The sequence below is a fragment of the Pseudoclavibacter sp. AY1F1 genome, from assembly GCF_002931075.1.
Lineage (GTDB): Bacteria > Actinomycetota > Actinomycetes > Actinomycetales > Microbacteriaceae > Pseudoclavibacter.
Genome location: NZ_PSTQ01000001.1, coordinates 799742 through 823360, shown reverse-complemented (window position 1 = coordinate 823360; position 23619 = coordinate 799742). Strand labels below are relative to the sequence as shown.

Here is a 23619-nt window from a genome sequence, read left to right as displayed (position 1 = left end):
GCGCCGGCTTGGCGGAATGGCAGACGCGGTGCACTCAAAATGCTCTGTCCGAGAGGGCGTGTGGGTTCGAATCCCACAGCCGGCACCAGACAAGAAGCCCCGGCTTGCCAGTGAATCACTGGTAAGTCGGGGCTTCTTCCGTCGATGGTGGCCGTCCTGGGTGCTATTCGACGGCTGCAGGCTGCTCTTCAACTTCGCCGGAGCTGGCGCCTGTGCCCGACCACGTGGCCGTCGCATCCCAGAGATTCAAGGTGTCGTCGACCAGGACGTCGACCTCGACCTCGCTCTCGGGAATCGTGACGCCGTCGGCAGCCCCAGCCTCGACAAGTCGCTGCACGAGCTTGTCAGTCACGTCCGAGAGGGCCTCCTCCCCGGCGTCAGCCTCGGCCGAGGCGGTTCGCATGTATGTCTTGACTTCGCTCATGCGCCCATCATCTCAGCCACCGCGACCATGTCAGTCGCCTGACCATGTCAGCCGCCGCGACCATCTCAGTCACCACGACCATCTCAGCCGAAGAAGAGCTTCGTGGATGCCGCGACGAACCCCGTCTGCCCCAGCTGCTCGCGCATGCTCAGGTACTCCTGCGCGTCCTCGCCGATGACGTAGCTGATCTGCTCGGTGCCGTCCGTCACCGCGTCGAACGCTGCCTGGGCGACCTGCTCGGCAGATGAGCGTGTCGCGTCGCGGGCAGGGTCGCGGAACCGCGACGTCGCCTTGATGAGCGCATCCATGTACTCGGGGTGGCCGGTCTGGTCGAGGCTACGGCCGCCGAAGTCGGTGCGGATCCCGCCAGGCGCAATCGTCTTGACGCGGATGCCGTACGGAGCCAGCTCGTAGGAGAGCCCCTCGCTCCAGCCTTCGGCGCCGAACTTCGCGGCGTGGTACACGGAGTTGAAGGGCATCGTGACCTTGCCGCCGATGGAAGTCGTCGTGAGGATGACCCCGGTGCCGCATTCGCGGAAGTGCGGGATGAACTCCTTGGTGACGCGCATGACGCCGAGGAGGTTCGTCGAGATGTTCTGCACGATCTGCTCATCCGTCGCCGCTTCGAAGGGGCCGGCGAGACCGTAGCCCGCATTGTTGAAGAGGACGTCGACCGGCTCCTCCGCGAGCGTCTCGGCGACGACTCGCACGATGGCGTCAGGGTCGGTCACATCGAGTTGCTTGAGTGTCACGCCGGGGAGCTCACCGAGGGCGGTTTCCTTCTCTGGCGTTCGCATCGTGGCGATGACGCGCCAGCCCCTCGCGGAGAAGAGCTCGACGGTCGCGCGGCCGAGTCCCGTTGACGTTCCGGTGATGAAGATGGTGCTCATGGTGCCTCTTACTGTTGGTGCTGGCGCGAGTGCGCGTTCCGGATCGTACTCCTCAGCCCACCAGGTGGTAGGTCAGCGTTTGCCAGGATTAGCGGCGCGTGGCCTTGCATCAGCTTTAGGCAACCCTTACCGTACGTATACCGCTTTGCCGCTGGGAAGCTCGCACCGCACCAAGTGCCGACTCCCGCAGACGAAACCTCCAACGTTGCAGTGTTCGCGTCGCCTGTTCCCCTCGCTGCTGTCCCCTGGAGGCATCTTCGTGTCGCAAAAAATCGCTGGTCTGTACCGTCCTGAGCTCGAGAAGAGCGACTGCGGCGTTGGTTTCGTCACACGCAAAGACGGTGTGCAGCACCATGACGTGATCCGTCTCGGCAACGAGGCGCTGTGCGCGATCCCGCACCGCGGCGGCATGTCGGCCGAGGGTGTCGGCGACGGTGCCGGCATCAACGTGGACCTCTCGGTCGAGTTCTTCAGTGCTGTGGTCGGCAGGCCGCTCACGGCCGGCCTCTTCGGCGTCGGTAACTTCTTCATGCCGAGCGACAAGGACCAGCTCGGAGCCGCTCACGAGCTGATCTCCAGCACGCTGAGGGCACACGGAATCGAACCCGTGCTCGTGCGCGACGTTCCTGTCGACCCTTCCGTGGCCCGTCCGGCGGCCGAGCACTACCAACTCCCGATCGTGCAGTGGGTCTTCGAGGCCGCCCCGGGGTGGAGCCGGGCGGAGATGGATGCGGCGGCGAACACCGCGCTCCTCGAGATCGAGGGCGTCGCCTACGCCGACCCTGCGCTGCAGGGCCTTTACCCGCTCTCACTGAGCGCTCGCACGCAGACACTCAAGGGGCGTCTCAATTCGAACGAGGTCATCCCCTACTTCACGGACCTCCTCGACGAGCGCCAGTCCGTGCGAACGCTCTTCTTCCACACGCGCTTCTCCACGAACACGGAACCGCACCCGAGCATGGCGCAGCCCTTCCGCATGCTCGCGCACAACGGCGAGCTCAACACCGACCGCAAGAACCGGCTCTCCGAGAACGCACTCGCGACGGCTCGCGGGCGCGTCATCGTGCATCCGCCCGGGCAGTCGGACAGCAGCCGGTTCGACCAGACGCTGCAGAGCCGCGTCTTCGACGACGGTCTCGAGCTCGTCGAGGCAGTCGTCTCGACCATGCCGCCCGCCTGGGAGAACGACCGCACGCTGACCCCCGAAGTCCGCGACATGCTCGAGTTCTTCTCGCTCTACGAGGAGAAGAACGACGGGCCCGCCGCCCTCGTGTTCAGCAACGGCGACATCATCGGCGCGCGTCTCGACCGCCTCGGTCTGCGCCCATTGCGCACGGTCGAGACCGACGACTACCTCGTCGTCAGCTCGGAGGCGGGCCAGATCCAGTTCTCGCCCGGCACGATCATCCGCCGCGGCCGTATCGAAGCGGGCGGGATGCTCTACTTCGACCACAGGCAGGGACGCAGCTTCCGCACGTGGGAGGCCCTTGAGCAGCTCGCGCTTCGACGCGATTACAGTGCGGAGCTCGGAGCCGCGCGAGTGAACATCGAGGACATCGAACTCCCCGAGATCAGCCGCGGCAGCAACACGCTCGGTTACGAGGGCGACCTCTCCCCCGCAGGCAGGTACGTCGCGTACTCGCTCAACCAGGAGAGCTTCAAGTTCATGATGGATCCGATGCTCGCCAACGGCACCGAGCGGATCTCTGCCATGGGCTACGGCAACGCGATCAACGCGCTCTCCGACCAGGAAGGTGGGCTCGCGAAGTACTTCTCGCAGCGATTCGCGCAGGTCACGAACCCGCCGCTCGACAGCATCAGGGAAGCCGACGGAATGACGCTCCGCGTGGCGCTCGGGGCGAAGCCGGACGGTGGAAACCGGACACGCCAGATCGTCGTGCCCTCGCCCATCCTGAGCCACCTCAACATGGTGGCGCTGCGCGAGCAGCGTCTCGCGCCGCTCGAGCGGTTCGAAATCCTCTACACGCCGGTCCAGGGCGACGCTGCCGCGAACGCGGCCTCGCTGCGCGCCGCCGTCGAGCGTGTCTGCGACGCCGTCACCGGCTTCGCGCGGACACAGGGCGGGATCGCCGTGCTCACGGACCGCAACGTGTCACGAGAAGCGGCGGCCATCCCCCTCATCCTTGTGATCGCCGCCGTCAACCAGCGGCTCATCAGGGAGGGGCTGCGTCTTCGCGTCTCGATCATCGCCGAGAGCGGCCAGCTGCCCTCCTCCCACCACATCGCCTCTGCGCTGGGGTTCGGCGCTGCCGCCGTCTACCCACTGTGCGTGCGCCTGCGCGCCGAGGAACGCTACCCGAGCGGCGCCGCATCCGTCGACACGATCACGGAGACCGACCTCGCGGTCGCCCGCTTCGCGAAGGCGGCAGAGAAGTCGCTCATGAAGACGATGGGCCGGGTCGGCCTGTGCACGGTCGAGAGCTACATCGGCGGGGAGTTCTTCGAACCCAACTACCTGGACACGAAGGACCCCGTCCTCGCCGACTACTTCCCGCACCTCGCGGCCCCCGTCGGCGGGGTGCGGTTCGAGCGCATCGCCCTCGCCGTCGCCGAGTGGCACGAACGAGCCGTCGCAGTTGCCGACGAGAAGCAGATCCCCCTACTCGGACTCTTCAAGGAGCGCCAGGAGGGCGCAGGTCACTCCTTCGGCACGACAGCCGTCCGTGGATTCATCGACATGACGGAGGAGCCGCGCATCCTCGAGACGCGCGACGCCGCTGCGGCGAGGGAACCGGGCGTGGCCGAACCCCACCCTGGCCACGACTCGCTGCGCCTGCTCACGCTCGGCCAGCTCGGCGACGCATTCGGGCTCGACGACAAGGCATACACCTACAGCGGATACGGGGCGCTCACCCCCGAGCAGATCGACGCGTTCGAGATCACCCCCGGCTATCGCGACTTCGTCACCAACACCATCCAGGAGCGCACGAGGCGTCCGTCCGCGCTGCGTGACGTGCTCTCGCTGCCCGCCGACGTCAGACTCGCCTCCACGCCTGCCGAGTTCGCACGCGAGCTGAGCAGGTTCTCGCTTGAGGGCAACAGCGACGTCCGCGTCCGCGGCCTCGAGATCGACCGTGTCGCCAACGAGCTCTACCGCCTCACGCTGACGGGCCCGCTCGGCGGCGACGCCACGCGCCACGATGCCCTCGCCCAGGTGCTCACGGCGCTCGACGCGGAGGTCGTCGTCGAGACCACTGCAACGGATTCACACCTCGAGATCACGGTGGCTCCCGGTTCCGCGGGCATCCTGAGCCTGCTGAGGACTGCGCCGGACAGCATCTCGCTCAGCGAGGTGCAGCCAGCGCACGAGATCGCGCGCACGCTCGCATCCGGAGCAATGAGCCACGGCGCGCTCGTCGCGACGGCCCACGAATCGGTCGCGCACGGCACAAACATGGTCGGCGGCATGTCGAACTGCGGCGAGGGTGGCGAGCACATCACCCGCTACAACACGATCCGCGGCTCGCGCATCAAGCAGTTCGCCTCCGGCCGATTCGGCATCTGGGCCGGCTACCTCGCCGACCCGATGCTGCAGGAGCTGGAGATCAAGATCGGCCAGGGCGCCAAGCCGGGTGAGGGCGGGCAGCTGCCAGCACCGAAGGTCACGGTAGATATCGCGGCGGCGCGAGGCGGCACCCCCGGCGTCGAGCTCGTCTCCCCGCCACCGCACCACGACACGTACTCGATTGAGGACCTCGCCCAGCTCATCCACGACTGCAAGGCGGCGCGTGTGCGCGTCGTCGTGAAGCTCGTCTCGTCCGAGGGCATCGGCACGATCGCCGTGGGTGTCGCAAAGGCAGGCGCCGACGTCATCAACGTCGCGGGCAACACGGGTGGCACGGGGGCTGCGGCCGTCACGAGCCTCAAGTACGCGGGTCGCTCGGCAGAGATCGGCGTCGCGGAGGTGCACCAGGCGCTGCTCGCCAACGGCCTCAGGCAGAAAGTGGTGCTGCGGTGCTCTGGCGCTCACCAGATGGCGAGCGACGTCGTCACCTCGGCGCTCCTCGGCGGCGACAGCTTCGAGTTCGGCACGACGGCACTCATGATGCTCGGCTGCGTCATGGCCAAGAACTGCAACATCAAGTGCCCGGCGGGGCTCACGACGAACCCCGAGGTGTTCGACGGCGACCCGCGGGCACTCGCGCAGTACCTGCTGAACATCTCGCACGAGGTGCGGGAGATCCTCGCGTCGCTCGGCCTCCGGTCCCTCGCAGAGGCTCGGGGCCGCGGCGACCTGCTGCAGCTCCTCGCGCACCCGGCGAGCGTCGGCGACCTCGACGTGCGCGACATGCTTGCGAAAGTGCCGGAGAAGATCGTCGTCGACCCGATCTACCTCGAGAAGGACTTCAGCATCGACGACTCGCTTGTCGAGCAGATCCGCGCGGCGCTCGTCGAGCGGGCCGAGCCCGAGGTGCGCATCGAAGGGGTCGAGATGGGCAATCGCTTCAAGTCGGTCGGCGGGCAGTTGTCGATCGATATCGAGCGGATGCTCAACTACGAGCTCGACGCCGAGACGGTGGCAGGGCTTCCGGCAGTTGTCGAGGACGAGCGCGGCAGACGCTCGCTTGTCGATGGCAGCGTGATCGTCACGACCCAGGGGTCGGCGGGCCAGTCCTACGGCGCGTTCAGCAACGACGGCATGCGCCTCGTGCACACGGGCACCGCGAACGACGGAGTCGGCAAGAGCCAGGGCGGTGGCACGATCGTCGTCCTCTCCCCCGGCGGCGGAGGTTCGGAGCCCGGCGAGAACGTGCTCATCGGAAACTTCGCGCTCTTCGGGGCGACGGGTGGACGCACGTTTGTGCAGGGAGAGGCCGGCGACCGCTTCGCCGTGCGAAACTCCGGCGCAACGGCGGTCGTCGAGGGCATCGGCGACTTCGGGTGCGAGTACATGACCAACGGGGCCGTGCTCAACCTCGGGGCCGCGGGCAAGGGCCTCGGCAACGGGATGAGCGGCGGCTTCGTCTACCAGTACGACGCCGACGGGTCGACTCGCGACAACGTGAGCGCGGACTCGCTCCTCGTGTTCCCCATCACCGACACCAGCCGCGGAGACTTCCACGAGGCCGCCGTCAAGCTCCTCCTGCAGTGGCATCTCGACGCGACGGGGTCCCCGCTCGCCGCGCGGATTCTCGGTGACTGGGAGGTCGAGCGGAGCAAGTTCTTCTGCGGGATGCCGCGCGCGCTTCTGCTCTACCAGGACGCCGACGAGATCCTCGCGGCGAAGGGACGCAAGGAGCTGCTCGACGAGCTCTCGACCTCCATCGCGACCCAGCGCATCCGCCTTTTCAAGGAGGCCTACCGCGGCGGACACCCCGTCATCGACGGTCGCACTCCGAGCGGGTCAGAGTCGGATCGCGACGACCGGTTCGCCCTGCTGGCGTCCTACGCGGTGCTGAACATCTCGCAGGACATCGCTCTCACTCGGGTGCCGGATGCTCAGGGTCCGGACGACCCCCGGGTAGTTGACGCCGTGCGCAAGCTCATCCTCACGGAGGACTTCTTCGTCATGCAACGCGTGAACAAGTACCTGCGCGGTGAGCTCGACCGCTTCGAGGATGCGGAACTGGCGGCGCTCATCGCCGCCAAGCGACTCGAGGACTATAAGGACGCCCTTCGCCTGCGCAATGTGCGCAGCATCGACGCGCCAGGAACGACGGGGTGGATCATGCACCAGAACGTGAAGAACCGGCGCCTCCTGGAGTCTGTCGGGACCGACGAGATCCTCGCCACGGCCGCGATGGTGGACATTGCAAGGGAACTTGTCGTCACGGAGAAGCGCCAGCAGCCGTCCGTTCCCGTCGCGGGACTCGCAGCGACCGCGGGAGGACTCGCGTGAGCGCGCCGTTCATCCCGGTAGACGCACCGTTCACCCGGGAGCAGCAGGCCTGGCTATCGGGGTTCATGGCGGGGCTTGCCGCTATCCCGACCGCCGACAAGGAGGTCCAGGCGGCGACGCTCACCTTGGAGATCCTCATCGGAACGCAGACCGGGAACTGCGAGTTCGTCGCGGAGGACCTCGCGGCGGCTGCCCGCGGTGCCGGGCTGGCCGCGACGCTCGCACCGCTCGATTCCGTCTCGCCTGAGGCGCTCGGCGGCGAACGCAACATCATCGTTGTGACGTCCACGTACGGCGAGGGCGAGATGCCGGACAACGCCGAGCTGTTCTGGGAGGAGCTGTCCGCCGACGGTGCCCCACGGCTTGAGTCTGCGAAGTTCGCGGTGCTCGCGCTTGGCGACAGCAGCTACGACGACTACTGCCAGGCGGGGAAGCTCATCGACACCCGCCTTGAGCAGCTCGGCGCCACCCGCGTGGTCCAGCGGGTCGACTGCGACGTCGACTACGAGGACAGTGCTGCGGCCTGGATCGCCGAGGTCGTCGAGCACTTCGGGGCGCTGCAGCCGAACACGGCGGCCCCGGCTCCGGCTCCAGCGGCCGCGGCGGCGCCGGCCCGGGTGCGCTCCCCTTGGAACAAGAAGACCCCGTACCCGTCCCGTCTCGCAGTGAACCGCGTGCTCTCCGGCCCCCGCAGCTCGAAGGAGATCCGACACTACGAGTTCGATCTCGGCGACAGCGGCATCACCTACGCGGCCGGCGACGCCCTCGCGGTCGTGCCGGTCAACGAGACGGCGCTGGTCGACGAGTTGCTTGGGCACCTCGGCTTCTCCGGGGACGAGACGCTCGAGAGCGGCTCGAGCGTGCGGACCGCGTTCGAGCGGGAGCTTGACATCACGGCGCCCTCGAAGGACCTGCTCGCTGAGCTCTCCGCGCGTGAACCCAGCGGGGCGGTCGCCGAGCTCGTGCAGCGCGGCGACAAGGCGCAGCTCGACGGCTGGCTGTGGGGCCGCGACACGCTCGACGTGCTCAAGGCCGCGCAGGGAGTGGCGTTCGGCGCGGACGAATTCGCGGCTTTGCTCCGCCCACTGCAGCACCGCGCATACTCGATCTCGTCGAGCCCGCTGGCGAGCCCGGACCGCATCCACCTGACCGTCGCCTCGGTTCGGTACGGGAACGAGGCGCGGCGCTACGGCGGTGTCTGCTCCACGTTCCTCGCGGATCGTGTTGGCGACCTCGACCCCGTGCACCTCTTCCTGCAGCCGAACGCCGCGTTCCGCGTCCCGGAGGACAACGACGCACCCATGATCATGGTCGGCCCTGGCACGGGCATCGCCCCGTTCCGCGGGTTCCTGCACGAGCGCGAGGCGAGAGGCGCGGCTGGCCGCAACTGGCTGCTCTTCGGCGACCAGCACCGCGAAAGCGACTTCATCTACGAGGAGGAGCTCGAGGGGCTCACCGAACGCGGTGTGCTCGATCGCCTCGATCTGGCATTCTCGCGTGATCAGGCGGAGAAGATCTATGTGCAGACGCGGATGCTTGAGCACAGCGCGGAGCTGTACGCGTGGCTCGAGGAGGGCGGGCACTTCTACGTCTGTGGCGACGCTTCCCGAATGGCGCGCGACGTCGACGATGCGCTGCACGCCGTCGTAGCCCAGGAGCGCGGCGTCACCTCGGAGGGGGCAGCGGAGTACGTGGCTGCCCTGAAGCGCCAGAAGCGCTACGTGCGGGACGTGTACTGAGCCATGCTGCCGGAGGACACCGCGGGCCAGGGTGAGGTCTGCGGGGTGAGCGGGAACTGCCCGTGTGCGCGGCGGAGGCACGGCGGGCCTGGCGAGCGCGGGCACACAAGCGCCAGCCCCGGGCACCACCGGCCGGTGAGCGCGCAGGGAGCTGGCACTCTCGACAGGCTGCTCGCTTCCCCGCACACCATGCTTCGCAAGGTTGCTCTCACGCCGGAGGCGCTGGCCTACGGGCTTGTGGGATTCGGAACGGCGACGGCCACAACCCGGAACGCTGTGTGCACGATGCACCAGATCGGCAGCTACGACCTCCCGACGGCTTGCGGCAGTGCGCTCGTTCCCCCTTCTGCGTGGATCACGCTCCGGGTGCGCCCGACGCTCCTCGGCGCCGCTGTCATCGCGCATGACGAGGGGGTGCCGGGCGCTCTGCCGACTCTCTACGTCTATTCGAGTTCTGGGCACCTCGTGCATCGCGTGCTGGTCCACTCCGAAGCTGATGCGCAGCTCCTCTCGGAACTCGGCCGTTCTCGGGGGCTGACGGAGGCGCAGCTCGCTCGTGCGCAGCTCTCGCGTGCTGAGGAGACGGGCTGGCGCGACGGCGACCAGCTCGCTCAGCTCGACGCCGTGTTCGAGGACGGCGGTGCCGATCGTCACGCGGCGCTGGTGCGAGGCGGCTCGGGCGAGGCCCGCGGGGTGTGGGGCGTTGGCGGGGTCGGGAGCAGCCGCGGCGTGGACTGCTCGGTGGTCTCGGCGCTGTTCGAGCACCTGAGCTCCGTTGGTCTGCCGGTGTGCGTCGGGGTGCCGTCGAGCGCTGTCCTGCAGTTGAGTGCGGGCCGAGTGCACCTGGTCGAGCGCGTGGGCAGTCTGCTTGTCGTGTCACTGGGTGAGGGAATCGTGGAGCTAGACCTCTCGGCGCTGCGCTCGTGCCTGCTGGTGACGTCGTGGGGCCCGCAGGGGCCGACGACGGCCCTGGAGCTCTACGACGAGCACTCTCGCTGCGTGGCCGTGCTGACGCAGCTTGGGCTGGTCGGGCAGGACGTGCTCCGGTCCTGGGAGCACATGCTGGAGTCCTTGCCGGCCGCCTGAGACCGGCCGCCTGAGACCAGCCGCCTGAGACCAGCCGCGGTGCTTGCTTCGCTTGGGCCGTCGACACTCTGCTAGGCGCGCTTTGGGCCGCGCTTCTCAGGCACATTGTGTCAGGTGCGGCAGTTCCAGACTCTCCTGTTTCAGCTTCTGCGGTTCCAGTCGGGTCGGGGCGCGTCGGTGTGTTGGTAGACGCGGCGCCGTGGGGTCCGGCGTCGGACGTGGTGGCCGACGGTCGCGACGACTCTCCACCTGCCGTCGGCGCCCAGGATGAGGGTGAGTCTGTCTCGGTGGACTTTGTGGTGGTGGAAGGAGCAGAGCAGGATGCCGTCTTTCACGTCGGTTGGTCCGCCTTCGCTCCAGGGCACGGCGTGGTGTGTTTCGCACCAGCGTGCTGGCGCTCGGCAGCCGGGAGCTCGGCAGTGTCGGTCTCTGACGAAGATCGCCCGTCGCTGGCCCGTCGTGAAGAGTCGTCGGCGCCTGCCGAGGTCGAGGATCTCCCCGTTCGTCCCCTGGACTGCGACGCGGATGAACCCGTCGCACATGACTTTCGCGGCGAATGACGCCGGGACGGGTTCGCCGGTGTGCTCGAAGTGGGACACGTCCTCGGGACGCGCAGGGTTTCCCTCGAGCCCAGCCTCGGTGGTCACGACGACGAGCGTGGGCGCTTCCCCGCCGATGCGGGGCGCGTCGGTCGATTCGGCGTAGGACGTCAGAATCGAGGCGAGCGCGTCCATGCGCCGCTGCGGCTGCGTGCGCAGATCCTCCAACGGAACCTGCACCTCGTGACCCTCGACGCCGACGTAGCTCGTGCTTGCGCCTGTACCTGCATCCGCCCCTGCATCTGTTTCTGCGCCCACGGCTGCGCCTGCGTGGTCACCGTCGCACGGATTTCCGTCCGTGCCGAGGGCCGCGGCGTGCGGCTCACCGCAACTCGTCGCGGCGGGGAACTCCACCGCCCGGCGAGGCGAGAGTAGCGCGTCGATGTCCAAGATCAGCTGCTCACCCTGCTCGGGCGTCGCGACGAACTTTCCCGTGATCGCCCCATCAGCGCGCCGCGACCACCACAAACCCCGCTCCGCCGCGATCTTCTCCGACCGCGGCTCGTCACCATCCGGATCCAGGTACGACACCCACATCGCGGCCTGCACCTCCAGCACCTTCGGCACCGCCGGCTGCTCATCCTCCGGGTTCACCCCACACGCCGACGCCACCAGCTCCGCCTCGGCCAGCGCGAGATCATCGACGTCGACGCGGTCACGCGTGTGCTCAAGCCCCTTCGTGATCGCGGCCGCCTGCGCCACCGACATCACCCCCAACGAAACCGCCCGGGACACCGCTGCGAACTTCGCGGGGATCGGCTCCCCCGTCATCCCCATCCGCTCCCGCGTCACGGAAGCCACCTTGACGAGCGTGTTCGCCTCGAACAGCTTCACGCCGAGCACCTGCTCGACCATGCCGGCCAGATTCCGGAACCCCGCCTTGCGTGCGACCGTCTCCGACCGCGGCGACTCATCCTCCCGCCGGAGCATCTCGGCAGCCACTTCCACCAACGCCGCATCCAACACCCGCCGACGAGCCGCCAACTCGTGCAGCACGACCACGATCTCCGCGTCAGGAACTCCGGAAAGTTGGGTTCGGGCCTCGAGGAGCGCATCTACAACAGCCGTCTCCATCGACGACAAACAACGCGCTTCCTGCCCCGGCTGCGATGCCACGGTAACCTCCCCCAAGATCACCACCAGCCTACCACTGGACCGGATCAATGACGAGTTCCAGACCAGCCTTTTTCAGCCAAACTCGTATCTAGTTTCGATGATGGTTTACGGTCTGAACACCCCAGATCGACAGGTTAAATCGACCGAGGGCGCGGTGGGATTCTCTCAGTGAACAAGTTCAGTGAACGTGTTCAGGGTATTGTGCACGTATGCCAGCAACACGCGCGGAGACCAAGCGCGCGACGCAAGCCCGCGTGCTCGACGCCGCCGAGCGTCTCTTCGAGGACGAGGGGTTCGCCGCGACAACCGTGCGTGGCATCGCCGACGCGGCGCAGGTCAGTGTGGGTACCGTCATGGCTGTCGGTGACAAGCAGGCACTGCTCGTGAGCGTCTTCGATCGCTCGATCGAGGCGGAGCACAACAAGCGGGTGGCTGATCGTGGTGTCCCTCGCGCCACAGCGATCTCCGCTGCGGGGAGGTCAGGCGCCTGCCCCGACCGCTTGGTGGCACTCACTGCGCCGTTTGTGTCCCTTTTCACGCGCCACGACGATCTCGCGCGCGTCTACGCTTCCATCCTTGTCTCCGGCGGCCACGACTCGCGGCTCTTTGCAGACCTGGCGACTGGGCTCACCCAGGAGTTTCGCGCTGTGATCACCGAGCGGGGGTGCACGAGTTCTGACGAGGCGGCGGCCAAGGCTGGTGCGCTGTACTTCACGTACGTCGGGCTGCTCTTCACCGCGTCGGCCCGCCGCACGGTCGACGCCGCGGCGCTCTCGACCGACCTTCGCGGCGCCTTCGCCGCGATCTGCGCCTGCAAGGAGCACTGATGACACTCGTTCCGGATCCGTGGTGGCCGACCCTCGTGCTCGCAATTGTGCTCGCGGGTGACGCGGCTATGTCGATCAGGCCGCCCAAGTTCATCCGCGACTGCTTGGACGGCGTCGAGTTTCCGCGTGACTGGTGGTGGCTGCTCGTCGTGATCAAGTTGCTCGCCGCAGGTGGACTTGTCGTGGGTATCTGGGTTCCCGGTGTTGCTTTCGCTGCCAACGTGGGCGTCGTCGCCTACTTCATCTGCGCCACGGTCGCACATGTGCGTGCCAGGTTCCTCGGGCGCGAGTTCTGGCTGAATTGCCTCGGGATGCTTCTCCTCGCCTCACTTGCGCTCGCCGTGTCGCTCTGACGCGAACGAGCTAAGCGCGCGGGCAGAGGATGCTGCTCGGCTGGTTGCCGCCAATGCCCCTCCGGATCTCGTGCTCTGAGTACGGGTGGCCGCAGTCGCGGCAGGCCGCAGGGGCTCGCACGGGGTCGGTTCGCACGGCTCCCCCGGTACCCACCTGGGCAGGACCCATGAACGGGAAGAGAGCCTGGTTGAGTCGGTTCCACCATCCAGGCTGACCCTTGTACGGGTTGGGGAGTCTGTCGCTCGGCATGTAGTTAGTGTACTAACTATTTGTGCCCTGCGTCGATACCGCTACGCTGGAGGAGTGGACCTCCTCGCTCTCGATAAGCAACTCTGCTTCGCCCTCGCCGCTGCGAGCAGGAGCGTCATCTCTCTGTACCGTCCGATCCTCGAGCCCCTCGGTCTGACGCACCCGCAATACCTCGTGATGCTCGGGCTCTGGGAGGACGACGGCCAGACGCTCGGGCAGCTTGCCAAAGCGCTGTACCTCGAGCCGGCAACCCTCAGCCCCCTCGTGAAGCGCCTCGAGGCCTCCGGTCTCATCACCCGACAGCGCCGGGCAGCGGACGAGCGTACCGTCGAGATCAGACTCACTGAGGCTGGCCGCAAGCTGCGGCTCAAAGCCGTCGAGGTGCCCGTCAAGGTCATCGCGGAACTCGGATGGAGCCGAACCGAGCTCGAGGCCCTCAAGGACACCCTTACGCAGCTCCTGGCCGACTCCACGACCGCCAAAGGGGATATGGCCACGCGCGACGAGGCCTGACCACCCTCGGCGGCAAGGCTCCGAGCGGTCTGCTAGGCCATGCTTGCGCGCCAGTACTGCGGGGCGACGAGCTGCTCCTGTCCGTCCCCCAGCTGGACAGCCGCATGCACGGCCCAGTTTGGGTTCGCGAGCGCGGCGCGCCCCACTGTGATGCCGTCAGCGTCTCCTGCCACGAGGATAGCCTCGGCATGGCGTGCCTCGGTGATCTGGCCAACGGCCGTCACGAAGGTGCCCTTTTGGGGCAGCGCTTCGCGTACGGCGCGCGCGAGCGTCACCTGGTAGCCGGGCCCAGTCGGGCCCGTGAACGCCCCGATGCCGCCGCTCGACAGGTCGAACACTGTGACACCAAGCTTGTGGACGCGGGTGGCGAGCTCGACGGTCTCTGCGATCGTCCAACCACCTTCGATCCAGTCCTCGCCAGAGAACCGGATGGCAAGTGGCTTCTCAGCTGGCCAGTTGCGTCGCACTTCGGTCACGATTTCGAGGGCGAAGCGGATTCGGTTCTCGAACGATCCCCCGTACTCGTCTTCGCGCTGGTTCGAGCGCGGCGAGAGGAACTCGTGCAGCAGGTACCCATGCGCGGCGTGGATCTGCAGTGCGTCGAAACCGGCTTCGTGGGCACGTCGCGCCGCGCGGCCCCAGGAGGCCACGAGCTCGCCGATCTTCTCCACGCTGAGCGCTGCTGGCAGTGCAAGACCGAAGACATCGCTGCTCGATGGGGCCTCGGCTATCCACCCCCCTGCGCTCTCGGGAACAGTGCCTCGTTCAGCATCGGGGAGCGCGGGGTACGTGGATGCCTTGCCCCCTGCGTGAGCCAGCTGGATGCCGGCAGCTGCGCCCTGCGAGTGGATGAAGTCGACGATCGGCTTCCACGCCTCCGTGTGCTCGTCACTCCAGATGCCCGTGTCCTCCGGCGAGATGCGGCCCTCAGGAACCACGGCGGTCGCTTCCGTCCAGACCAGCCCGAAGCCGCCGCTGGCCCGTGCTCCGAGATGCACCAACTGCCAGGAGGTCGGCAGCCCGTCACGCTCCGTCACCGAGTACTGGCACATGGGCGCCAGGAAGGTCGCGTTGCGGAGCGGCAGCCCGTCGCCTTCCACGCTCGGGAGGGTGACTGGTGACAAGAGACGGCTCATGCTGACCTTTCGGCTCGGAGGGGGTACACGCAATCCAACCGCGATGCTGCGGCGGATGTTCCCCTCAGCTCAGGTAGCCCTTGAGCCATCTGGTCATCGCCTCGAAGGCCTTGGCGCGCACGTCGGGTGCGGAGAGCAGCACATCGTGCAGGGCGCCATCCAGACGCCGAACCGTGACAGTGTCGCCAAGATTGAGCGAGCGCCTCGCGATGTCATCAACTCGCAGGACCGAGTCGGTCCGGCGCATGGAGTCATGCCAGATCGGCGACAGGGTGCTGCGCGACGACAGCATCGTGAGCACTGGGGCCTTGATGTCGAGGCCAACGGCGACCGCCGCGTGGCCGGCGAGGATCGCGTTGAGCCAGCCGGCTCGCACCGTGAAGCTCGGTGTTGGCCGCCAGCGGTCGTCGAACTCCCACTCCCCGCCGAGTTCCTTCTTGACCGCGCGCGTGTAGAAGCCGAAGTCGATGTTGTTGAACGTGTCCGTGGGCCGCAGCTGCGCGGCCACCGTCATGAGGGGCGTGAGCGCGGTCCTCACCGCAGCTCGCGTCTGCAGCTCGAGCCAGGGACTGTTGAGGATGAGCGCATCCGCACGCCCGGGGTGTCGGTCGGCCCACAGGCTCAGCGTGAGCCCGCCGGTGGAATGCCCGATCAGGATGAGCGGGTGCCTGCCCCTGCGGTGTCCCCCTGGGCCGTGTCCCATGACCTCGAGGGCGCGGTCCAGGTCCTCGTCGTAGGTCGCGAGGTCGGTCACGAACCCCGGCGTCTGGTGGTCCCGGAGGCTGCGCCCATACTTGCGGAGGTCGAGCGCGAAGAAGCGCGCTCCCTCCCCTGCCCAGTAGTGCGCATGGTGCTTCTGGAAGAAGTAGTCGGACCAGCCGTGCACGTAGAGGACGTCGGCGCCGCGAGCCGCACCACGCGCAAAGCGATCAGCCCGCGGTCCTCGCACGAGGGTCGCGACGACCTCGCCCTCGTGGTCGGGCTTGAGCGGCAGGTCGAGCGCGGAAAACCCCGCGCCGAGCACATCGGGTCGCCAGGCCGTCGAGGCGACCAGCGAATCGCTGGAGTCCATCTCCGTGGAGCCCTGCACTGGAGTCACTTCTCGCTACCGGTCTCTGAGGTCGACATGCTCAAACGATACCCGGCGTCAGGCAGGCGGGCTGGTGCTCAGACAGCAAGAGGCCGGACAGGACCTTGTGGTCCTGTCCGGCCTCTCAGGCACATGTCTGGGCTCAGCGGGTGTGCTTGCCTTCGTACGCTGGGACGGAGCGGTCGTCATCGACACCCACGCGGTGCACGCGCAGGTCGTTTGTGGTGCCAGCGCGTCCCGGCGGCATGCCGGCCACGACCACGACGACGTCGCCAGCCTGGGCGAGGCCGTTCTCGATGAGGTACTTGTCGACCTGGCCGATCATCTCGTCCGTGTGGGTGACGCGGTCGACGATGGCCGCCGTGACACCCCAGTAGAGGTTCATGCGACGCGCGATGTGTGGCGACGGGGTGAACCCGAGCACGGGGATCTCAGTGCGCAGGCGAGCCATACGGCGCACGGAGTCGCCCGACTCCGTGAACACGCAGTAGTACTTCGCCTTGAGGAACTCGCCAACCTCGGACGCCGCGAGGGTGATCGCGCCGCCCTGCGTGAATGGCTTCGTGCCAAGCGGCGGGATGCGGTCCATGCCGTGCGTCTCGGTCGATTCGATGATGCGCGCCATGGTCTTGACGGCCTCGATCGGGAACGCGCCGACGCTCGTCTCGCCGGACAGCATGAGCGCGTCAGCGCCGTCGAGGACGGCGTTCGCGCAGTCGGAGGCCTCCGCGCGGGTGGGACGCGGATTCTCGATCATCGTCTCGAGCATCTGGGTTGCGACGATGACGGGCTTCGCCCAGCGGCGGGCCTGCTGGATCGCGTTCTTCTGCACGATCGGGACCTGCTCGAGGGGAAGCTCAACGCCGAGGTCGCCGCGGGCGACCATGATGCCGTCGAACGCGTCGACGATCTCGTTGAGGTTCTCGACAGCCTGTGGCTTCTCGATCTTCGCGATGACGGGGAGGCGGATGCCTTCCTCGTCCATGATCGCGTGGACGCGGTTGATGTCCTCGGCAGAGCGCACGAAGGAGAGCGCGATGATGTCGGCGCCGATGCGCAGACCCCAGCGCAGGTCGTCCTCGTCCTTCTCGGACAGCGCCGGCACGTTCACGGCGACACCCGGCAGGTTGATGCCCTTGTTGTTCGAGACCTTGCCTGGCACCTCGACGCGGGTCGTGACGGTCACGCCGTCGGTCTCCACGACGCGCACGAGCACCTTGCCGTCATCGATGAGGAGCGGGTCGCCCGGCTTCACATCGGTGGGCAGGCCCTTGTAGGTCGTGCCGACGAGGTCCTTCGTGCCTGGCACATCCTGAGAGGTGATCTTGAAGATGTCCCCGACCGCGAGGTCGTGGGGTCCGTCCTCGAACTTCTCGAGACGGATCTTCGGGCCCTGCAAGTCGACCAGGATCGCGACGGGAACGCCGAGCTCCTCAGCCGCATCCCGCACGAGCTTGTAGTTGTCGGTGTGCACGGTGTGGTCACCGTGGCTGAGGTTGAAGCGCGTGACGTTGACGCCGGCGCCGATGAGGGCGCGGATCCCTTCAGGGGTGTTGACGGCTGGACCGAGGGTGGCGACGATCTTCGCTCTACGGCTCATGCATATCTCCGGTTCGTCGAAACTGTTGTGCGCCAGGGGGCGCGTGGTGGCGGATTCAGAGCGAGATCGCGCGCTCGGTAGCGAGGATCGGCTCGGGAAGTTCCGTCGACTGTTCAAGATACCGGTCGACGGAGGCGGCTGCCGCACGCCCCTCGGCAATCGCCCAGACGATGAGGGACTGTCCGCGCCCCGCGTCGCCCGCAACGAACACTCCTGGGAGTTCCGTCTCGTACTCGGCGGTGCGGTCGAGCTCCCCCCGAGAAGTGAAGGGCAGCTGGAGCTGCGGCTCGATCGTGTGGCGCTCCGGGCCGGTGAAGCCCATGGCGAGGAGCACGAGGTCGGCGGGAAGCTCACGCTCGGTCCCTGCCTTCGGACCACGCGATCCGTCTGCGCGGAACTCGGTCTCGGCGAGACGGATCGCGCGAACACGGCCAGACTCGTCGCCGATGAACTCGACCGTCGAGGCCTGGAACGCGCGCTCACCGCCCTCTTCGTGCGACGTGGATACCTCGAACAGCGTCGGCGTGGTTGGCCACGGCTGGTGAGCTGGGCGCTCCGTCGGTGGTTCCTTGCCGATGGCGAGGTTGGTGACCGAGGTCGCGCCCTGGCGGTGCGACGTGCCGATGCAGTCGGCTCCCGTGTCGCCACCGCCGATGACGATGACGTGCTTGTCCTCTGCGTGGATCTGCGAGGCGAGGTCATCACCCGCGACGACGCGGTTCGACTGGGTCAGGAAGTCCATCGCGTAGTGGACGCCCTTGAGCTCACGGCCTGGCACGGGAAGGTCGCGCGGCACGATGGCTCCGGTGCACACCACGACTGCGTCGTAGCGCTGGCGCAGGTTGTCCCAGGTGATGTCCCGGCCGATCTCGATGCCGGTGCGGAAGCGAGTTCCTTCAGCACGCATCTGCGAGAGGCGCGCGTCGAGGACGGATTTCTCCATCTTGAAGTCGGGGATGCCGTACCGCAGGAGGCCGCCGATACGGTCGTCCCGCTCAAAGACCGCCACCGTGTGGCCTGCACGTGTCAGTTGCTGGGCAGCCGCGAGGCCAGCGGGGCCGGAGCCCACGACAGCGACGGTCTTGCCCGAGAGGCGCTCGGGCGGGTGCGGACGCACGTTGCCCTCCGCGAAGGCCGTGTCGGCGATCGACTGCTCGACTCGCTTGATGGTCACCGCGGGCTGGTTGATGCCGAGCACGCACGAAGACTCGCACGGAGCCGGGCACAGGCGGCCCGTGAACTCCGGGAAGTTGTTCGTGGCATGCAGCCGCTCGCTTGCTCCGGCCATGTCGCCGCGGAACGTCAGGTCGTTCCACTCGGGGATGATGTTGCCGAGCGGGCACCCCTGGTGGCAGAAGGGAACGCCGCAGTCCATGCAGCGTCCCGCCTGCCGACGGAGCTGGGTCGGCTCCTGCGGGTCGTAGACCTCGCTGAAGTCCATGATCCGCACGGGAACGGGGCGGCGCTTTGGCAGCTCTCGCTCGCGGTTGGTGAGGAATCCTCTCGGGTCAGCCACGGGTCGCCTCCAGAATTTCGTGCCAGGTATTGCTGTCGTCAGGGTCGCCACCACGTTCGATGGCGGCGTTGCGGATCTCGGTGACCTTCGCGTAGTCGCGAGGGAGCACCTTCGTGAACTCCTTGGAGACGGTGTCGAAGTTGTCGAGCATCTCGCCCGCCAGCTCTGAATCGGTCTCCTTGTAGTGCCGCTCGAGGATGTCGCGCAGTATGTCAGAATCCGCGCTCGTGAGCGTCGTGAGGCCGAGTTCCCCCGTCGAGATCATGTCGGGGTTGACGAGCTTCGGGTCGAGCTTGTGCACGTAGGCGATGCCGCCGGACATGCCGGCGCCGAAGTTCTTCCCCGTCTCTCCGAGGATCACGGCGAGGCCGCCGGTCATGTACTCGAGTGCGTGGTCGCCAACGGCCTCCGCGACAGCCGTCGCGCCCGAATTGCGAACCAGGAAGCGTTCGCCGACGACGCCGCTCAGGAACATCGTCCCGCTGGTTGCGCCGTAGCCGATGACATTGCCGGCGATGACGTTCTCGTGCGACTTGAACGGGGCTCGCTCGTCGGGGCGGAGAATGATCTCGCCACCGCTCAGGCCCTTGCCCACGTAGTCGTTCGAGTCGCCGACCAGGCGGATGCGGATGCCGTTGGGCAGGAATGCGCCCAGCGACTGCCCCGCGGTCCCCCGCAGCTCGATGTCGATCGTCCCCGCCGGCAAGCCGTGCTCGCCGTGCTTGAGGGTCACGTGGTGCCCCAGCATCGTGCCGACTGCGCGGTCGGTGTTGATGACATCCAGCGACACCTTGACGGTCTCGCCGTGTTCGAGCGCCTGCTCGGCCAACTCGAGGAGCTTCTGGTCGAAGTGCTGGTCGAGCTCATGCTCCTGCGTGACGAGGCTGCGCGTCGGCGCGTCGCCGAACTCGTGGCCGGTCAGCACACGCGAAAGGTCGAGGCCCTCGGTCTTCCAGTGATGCATTGCGTCGTCGACCTCGAGCAGCTCGCGCTTGCCGATGATCTCGTCGAGTGAGCGAACGCCGAGCTCGGCCAGGTACTCGCGCACCTCCTGTGCGACGAACTCGAAGAAGTTCACGACGTGGTCTGCCTGCCCCGTGTACCGGGCGCGAAGCTCAGGGTTCTGTGTGGCGACGCCGACCGGGCACGTGTCGAGGTGGCAGACACGCATCATGATGCAGCCGGACACCACCAGCGCCGCGGTCGCGAAGCCGAACTCCTCGGCGCCGAGCAGCGCGCCGACGATGACGTCACGTCCCGTCTTGAGCTGACCATCCACCTGCACGACCACACGGTCGCGGAGGCCGTTGAGCATGAGGGTCTGCTGGGTCTCGGCGAGGCCGAGCTCCCAGGGCGTGCCCGCGTGCTTGAGCGAGTTGAGCGGCGAGGCACCGGTTCCGCCGTCGTGGCCGGACACGAGGACAACGTCGGCGAGCGCCTTCGTCACTCCAGCGGCGACCGCGCCGATGCCGTTCTCGCTGACGAGCTTCACGTGGATGCGCGCGGACGGGTTGGCCCGCTTGAGGTCGAAGATGAGCTGCTTGAGGTCTTCGATGGAGTAGATGTCGTGGTGCGGTGGCGGCGAGATGAGCCCAACGCCAGGCGTCGCGTGGCGCGTGCGCGCGACCCACGGGTACACCTTCGTCGGGGGCAGCTGCCCACCCTCACCGGGCTTCGCGCCCTGGGCGAGTTTGATCTGGATGTCATCGGCGTGCGTCAGGTACATGCTCGTCACGCCGAACCGTCCGGATGCAACCTGCTTGATCGCGCTGCGGCGCTCTGGGTCGAGCAGACGCTCGACGTCCTCGCCGCCCTCACCGGTGTTCGACTTGCCGCCGATCCGGTTCATCGCGATGGCAAGCGTCTCGTGCGCCTCCTTCGAGATAGAGCCGTAGCTCATCGCTCCCGTCTGGAACCGCTTGAGGATCTCCGATGCCGGTTCGACCTCATCGATCGGAACAGGGGGACGCTCTCCTACCTTGAACTTGAACAGTCCACGCAGCGTCATCGTCTCGGCTGCCTGGTCGTCGACGAGCTTCGTGTACTCCTTGAAGATGTCGTAGCGACCCTCGCGAGTTGAGTGCTGGAGACGGAAGATCGTGTTCGGGTTGAAGAGGTGGGGCGGCCCCTCTCGGCGCCACTGGTACTCCCCGCCGATGTCGAGCGGTCGGTGCGACGCAGGCGCGGCCTGGGCTGGGTATGCGTGGCGGTGTCGGAGCTCGTTCTCGCGGGCGATGCCCTCGAGCCCCATGCCAGAGATCTTGCTCGCTGTGCCGGTGAAGTACTCGCCGACGAGCTCGTTCGAGAGGCCGACGGCCTCGAAGCACTGCGCCCCTGCGTACGACGAGACCGCGGAGATGCCCATCTTCGACATGATCTTCAGGACGCCCTTGCCGAGCGCCTTGATGAGGTTCGCGACCGCCTTCTCCTCGGTGACCCCCGTGAGCTTGCCCTGGCGGACCATGTCCTCGCAGGACTCCATGGCTAGGTACGGGTTGACGGCGGAGGCACCGTAGCCGAGCAGCACGGCGACGTGGTGCACCTCGCGAACGTCGCCGGCCTCGATGACGAGCCCGACGCGCATCCGCCGCTCAGTGCGGATGAGGTGGTGATGGACGGCACTTGTCATGAGCAGCGACGGGATGGGCGCGTAGTCGCGGTTCGAGTCGCGGTCGGACAGCACGATGAAGCCGGCACCCGCGTCGATGGCGCGGTCTGCCTCCTCGCACAGCTCCTCGAGCCGCTTGCGCAGGCCTTCCACGCCGTCGTCGACCCGGTAGCAGCCGCGGAGAGTCTCCGCCGCGTCGATGCCAGGCCGCTGCTCGATGTGCTGGATCTTCGCGAGCTGGTCGTTGTCGATCACCGGGAAGTCGAGGACAACCTGCCGAGCGTGCTCTGGACCAGCACTCAGGAGGTTCTCCTGCGGCCCGATGCTCGTCGTGAGGCTCGTGACGACCTCTTCGCGGATCGCGTCGAGCGGTGGGTTCGTGACCTGCGCGAAGTTCTGCGTGAAGTAGTCGAAGACAAGACGCGGGCGGTCGGTGAGGATCGCGATCGGCGTGTCCGTGCCCATGGCGCCGATCGGCTCTGCGCCGTTCTTCGCCATCGGGGCGAGCAGGATCCGCAGCTCCTCCTCGGTGTAGCCGAATGTCCGCTGGCGGCGCTCGACGGATGCGGGAGTGTGCGTCACATGCTCGCGCTCCGGGAGCTCGGCGAGGTTGATCCGGCCCTCATCGAGCCAGTCGCCCCACGGCTGAAGCTCGGCGAGGTCGTGCTTGACCTCGTCGTCCTCGATGAGGCGCCCCACTTCGGTGTCAACCAGGAGGACCTGGCCCGGGCGCAGACGACCCTTGCGGATGACGGTGGCGGGGTCGAGGCTCGCGACGCCGACCTCCGAGCCGAGGACGATGAGCCCATCGGCGGTCTGCACGAAGCGGCCGGGGCGCAGCCCGTTGCGGTCGAGGGTGGCGCACACGTAGCGACCGTCGGTGAAGGCCATCGCTGCCGGCCCGTCCCACGGCTCCATGATGAGCGAGTGGTACTCGTAGAAGTCGCGGACCTCTGCGCTCAGGTCCTCCGCGGTCTCCCATGCCGCGGGCACCATCATGTGCACTGCGTGCGAGAGTGACCGGCCTGAGAGCGTGAGGAGCTCAAGCACCTCGTCGAACGACGCGGAGTCGCTTGCCCCCTCGGTGACGATCGGGAACAGGTCGGACACGTCGCCCAGAATCTCGGATCGGAGCTGCGACTGGCGCGCACGCATCCAGTTCCTGTTGCCACGTACGGTGTTGATCTCGCCGTTGTGCGCCATCATGCGCATGGGCTGCGCAAGCTGCCACGACGGGAACGTGTTGGTGGAGTAGCGCGAGTGGACGATCGCGAGCTTCGACGCGAAGCGCTCGTCACCGAGGTCAGGGAAGAACGGCTCGAGCTGGAGCGTCGTCACCATGCCCTTATAGGTGATCATGCGGCAGGAAAGCGACATGAAGTACACGCCGAGCGAGTGCTCCGCGCGCTTGCGCATGCGGTAGCACTGGCGGTCGAGGGATGCGCCCTTGCGGGGGTTGCCGCGGAAGTTCTGTCGCTCGCTGCGGACGTACAACTGCTCTATGACCGGCATCGCTGCCCGAGCCAGCTTGCCGAGCTCGTCCGGCTGCACGGGGACCTCGCGCCAGCCGATGACGCGGAGGTCTTCCCCCGCTGCCAGCTTCGCGATTCCCGCCTTGACTCTCGCTCGCTCGTCGGCGTCGACGGGCAGGTAGGCGTTGCCAACTGCGTAGCGGCCCTCGGCAGGCAGCTCGAAGTCACTCACCGCGCGGAAGAACTCATCAGGGATCTGCGTCAGGATGCCGGCGCCGTCGCCCGTGCCAGCGTCAGAACCGACCGCACCTCGGTGCTCCATGTGGCGCAGCGCGTCGAGCGCGTGATCGATGATGTCGTGACCAGGCGTGCCACGCAGAGTCGCAACCATGGCAAGCCCGCAGGCATCGCGTTCGTTCGCAGGGTCGTACAAGCCTGCTGCTGTCGGGTAGCCATTCGTGGGAAAGGCGGCGGAGGTCATAACTCGTCCCCTCGTCGGTGGTGCCATGGGTCACTTGGCGGACTCGACAGAAGACTGAT

Annotated in this window: 15 protein-coding genes and 1 tRNA gene; 7 read left to right on the top strand and 9 right to left on the bottom strand. The window is 67.3% G+C overall.

The window, feature by feature from the left end; all coding sequences use genetic code 11:
- Positions 1 to 2: 2 nt before the first annotated feature.
- Positions 3 to 88, top strand: a tRNA-Leu gene (locus C5B85_RS03800).
- Positions 89 to 163: 75 nt separating this feature from the next.
- On the opposite strand, the gene C5B85_RS03795 is transcribed toward C5B85_RS03800, so the two are convergent.
- On the bottom strand, positions 164 to 424 hold the full coding sequence (locus tag C5B85_RS03795) for a hypothetical protein (protein ID WP_104284680.1): 261 nt from the start codon (positions 422 to 424) through the stop codon (positions 164 to 166).
- Between the two features lie 83 nt (positions 425 to 507).
- Positions 508 to 1314 (bottom strand): SDR family oxidoreductase, encoded by an 807-nt coding sequence (locus tag C5B85_RS03790; RefSeq protein WP_104284679.1) that lies wholly within the window; start codon positions 1312 to 1314, stop codon positions 508 to 510.
- A gap of 259 nt (positions 1315 to 1573) precedes the next feature.
- On the opposite strand from C5B85_RS03790, the gene C5B85_RS03785 reads away from it, so the two are divergent.
- From C5B85_RS03785 to C5B85_RS03775, 3 genes are all read left to right on the top strand, one after another.
- The gene (locus tag C5B85_RS03785; protein ID WP_258070565.1) at positions 1574 to 7174 is read left to right on the top strand and encodes a glutamate synthase-related protein; all 5601 of its coding nucleotides are present in this window, start codon (positions 1574 to 1576) and stop codon (positions 7172 to 7174) included.
- Positions 7171 to 8913: a sulfite reductase flavoprotein subunit alpha gene (locus tag C5B85_RS03780; protein ID WP_258070564.1), complete on the top strand. Its 1743-nt coding sequence runs from the start codon at positions 7171 to 7173 to the stop codon at positions 8911 to 8913. The genes C5B85_RS03785 and C5B85_RS03780 overlap by 4 nt, the downstream gene beginning before the upstream one ends.
- A gap of 135 nt (positions 8914 to 9048) precedes the next feature.
- Positions 9049 to 9999, top strand: coding sequence for a hypothetical protein (locus tag C5B85_RS03775; RefSeq protein ID WP_104284677.1), 951 nt, complete (start codon positions 9049 to 9051; stop codon positions 9997 to 9999).
- A gap of 140 nt (positions 10000 to 10139) precedes the next feature.
- Here C5B85_RS03775 and C5B85_RS03770 read toward each other — a convergent pair whose 3' ends face one another.
- Entirely contained in the window at positions 10140 to 11714 is a 1575-nt protein-coding gene (locus C5B85_RS03770; RefSeq protein ID WP_146077834.1) for an HNH endonuclease signature motif containing protein, read from the bottom strand.
- Positions 11715 to 11923: 209 nt separating this feature from the next.
- On the opposite strand from C5B85_RS03770, the gene C5B85_RS03765 reads away from it, so the two are divergent.
- Both C5B85_RS03765 and C5B85_RS03760 read left to right on the top strand, forming a co-directional pair.
- Complete coding sequence (locus tag C5B85_RS03765; RefSeq protein WP_104284675.1) at positions 11924 to 12541, top strand: TetR/AcrR family transcriptional regulator; 618 nt, start codon at positions 11924 to 11926, stop codon at positions 12539 to 12541.
- Positions 12541 to 12894, top strand: coding sequence for a DoxX family protein (locus C5B85_RS03760; protein ID WP_104284674.1), 354 nt, complete (start codon positions 12541 to 12543; stop codon positions 12892 to 12894). The genes C5B85_RS03765 and C5B85_RS03760 overlap by 1 nt, the downstream gene beginning before the upstream one ends.
- A gap of 10 nt (positions 12895 to 12904) precedes the next feature.
- On the opposite strand, the gene C5B85_RS18915 is transcribed toward C5B85_RS03760, so the two are convergent.
- Positions 12905 to 13144 (bottom strand): hypothetical protein, encoded by a 240-nt coding sequence (locus C5B85_RS18915; protein ID WP_146077833.1) that lies wholly within the window; start codon positions 13142 to 13144, stop codon positions 12905 to 12907.
- Positions 13145 to 13198: 54 nt separating this feature from the next.
- Between C5B85_RS18915 and C5B85_RS03755 the strand changes: the two genes are divergently transcribed.
- A complete protein-coding gene (locus tag C5B85_RS03755) occupies positions 13199 to 13657 on the top strand; it encodes a MarR family winged helix-turn-helix transcriptional regulator (protein WP_104284673.1) in 459 nt (152 codons plus the stop codon).
- Between the two features lie 32 nt (positions 13658 to 13689).
- Here C5B85_RS03755 and C5B85_RS03750 read toward each other — a convergent pair whose 3' ends face one another.
- From C5B85_RS03750 to gltB, 5 genes are all read right to left on the bottom strand, one after another.
- Positions 13690 to 14793: an NADH:flavin oxidoreductase/NADH oxidase gene (locus C5B85_RS03750; RefSeq protein ID WP_104284672.1), complete on the bottom strand. Its 1104-nt coding sequence runs from the start codon at positions 14791 to 14793 to the stop codon at positions 13690 to 13692.
- Positions 14794 to 14857: 64 nt separating this feature from the next.
- Positions 14858 to 15883: an alpha/beta hydrolase gene (locus tag C5B85_RS03745; RefSeq protein ID WP_258070563.1), complete on the bottom strand. Its 1026-nt coding sequence runs from the start codon at positions 15881 to 15883 to the stop codon at positions 14858 to 14860.
- Between the two features lie 142 nt (positions 15884 to 16025).
- Positions 16026 to 17483 carry a pyruvate kinase gene (gene pyk / locus C5B85_RS03740; protein ID WP_104284671.1) on the bottom strand — a complete coding sequence of 486 codons (1458 nt, stop codon included), beginning with the start codon at positions 17481 to 17483 and terminating at the stop codon, positions 16026 to 16028.
- 55 nt (positions 17484 to 17538) lie between these two features.
- Positions 17539 to 18999 carry a glutamate synthase subunit beta gene (locus tag C5B85_RS03735; protein WP_104284670.1) on the bottom strand — a complete coding sequence of 487 codons (1461 nt, stop codon included), beginning with the start codon at positions 18997 to 18999 and terminating at the stop codon, positions 17539 to 17541.
- Complete coding sequence (gltB, locus tag C5B85_RS03730; protein ID WP_258070562.1) at positions 18992 to 23560, bottom strand: glutamate synthase large subunit; 4569 nt, start codon at positions 23558 to 23560, stop codon at positions 18992 to 18994. Before gltB ends, C5B85_RS03735 begins: the two co-directional genes overlap by 8 nt.
- Positions 23561 to 23619 lie beyond the last annotated feature (59 nt).

What these genes read in the sequence shown, in the direction of transcription:
- C5B85_RS03750 (WP_104284672.1), bottom strand. Translation starts at nt 14,793, where the DNA reads ATGAGCCGTCTCTTGTCACCAGTCACCCTCCCGAGCGTGGAAGGCGAC.
- gltB (WP_258070562.1), bottom strand. Translation starts at nt 23,560, where the DNA reads ATGACCTCCGCCGCCTTTCCCACGAATGGCTACCCGACAGCAGCAGGC.
- C5B85_RS03790 (WP_104284679.1), bottom strand. Translation starts at nt 1,314, where the DNA reads ATGAGCACCATCTTCATCACCGGAACGTCAACGGGACTCGGCCGCGCG.
- pyk (WP_104284671.1), bottom strand. Translation starts at nt 17,483, where the DNA reads ATGAGCCGTAGAGCGAAGATCGTCGCCACCCTCGGTCCAGCCGTCAAC.
- C5B85_RS18915 (WP_146077833.1), bottom strand. Translation starts at nt 13,144, where the DNA reads ATGCCGAGCGACAGACTCCCCAACCCGTACAAGGGTCAGCCTGGATGG.
- C5B85_RS03795 (WP_104284680.1), bottom strand. Translation starts at nt 424, where the DNA reads ATGAGCGAAGTCAAGACATACATGCGAACCGCCTCGGCCGAGGCTGAC.
- C5B85_RS03760 (WP_104284674.1), top strand. Translation starts at nt 12,541, where the DNA reads ATGACACTCGTTCCGGATCCGTGGTGGCCGACCCTCGTGCTCGCAATT.
- C5B85_RS03765 (WP_104284675.1), top strand. Translation starts at nt 11,924, where the DNA reads ATGCCAGCAACACGCGCGGAGACCAAGCGCGCGACGCAAGCCCGCGTG.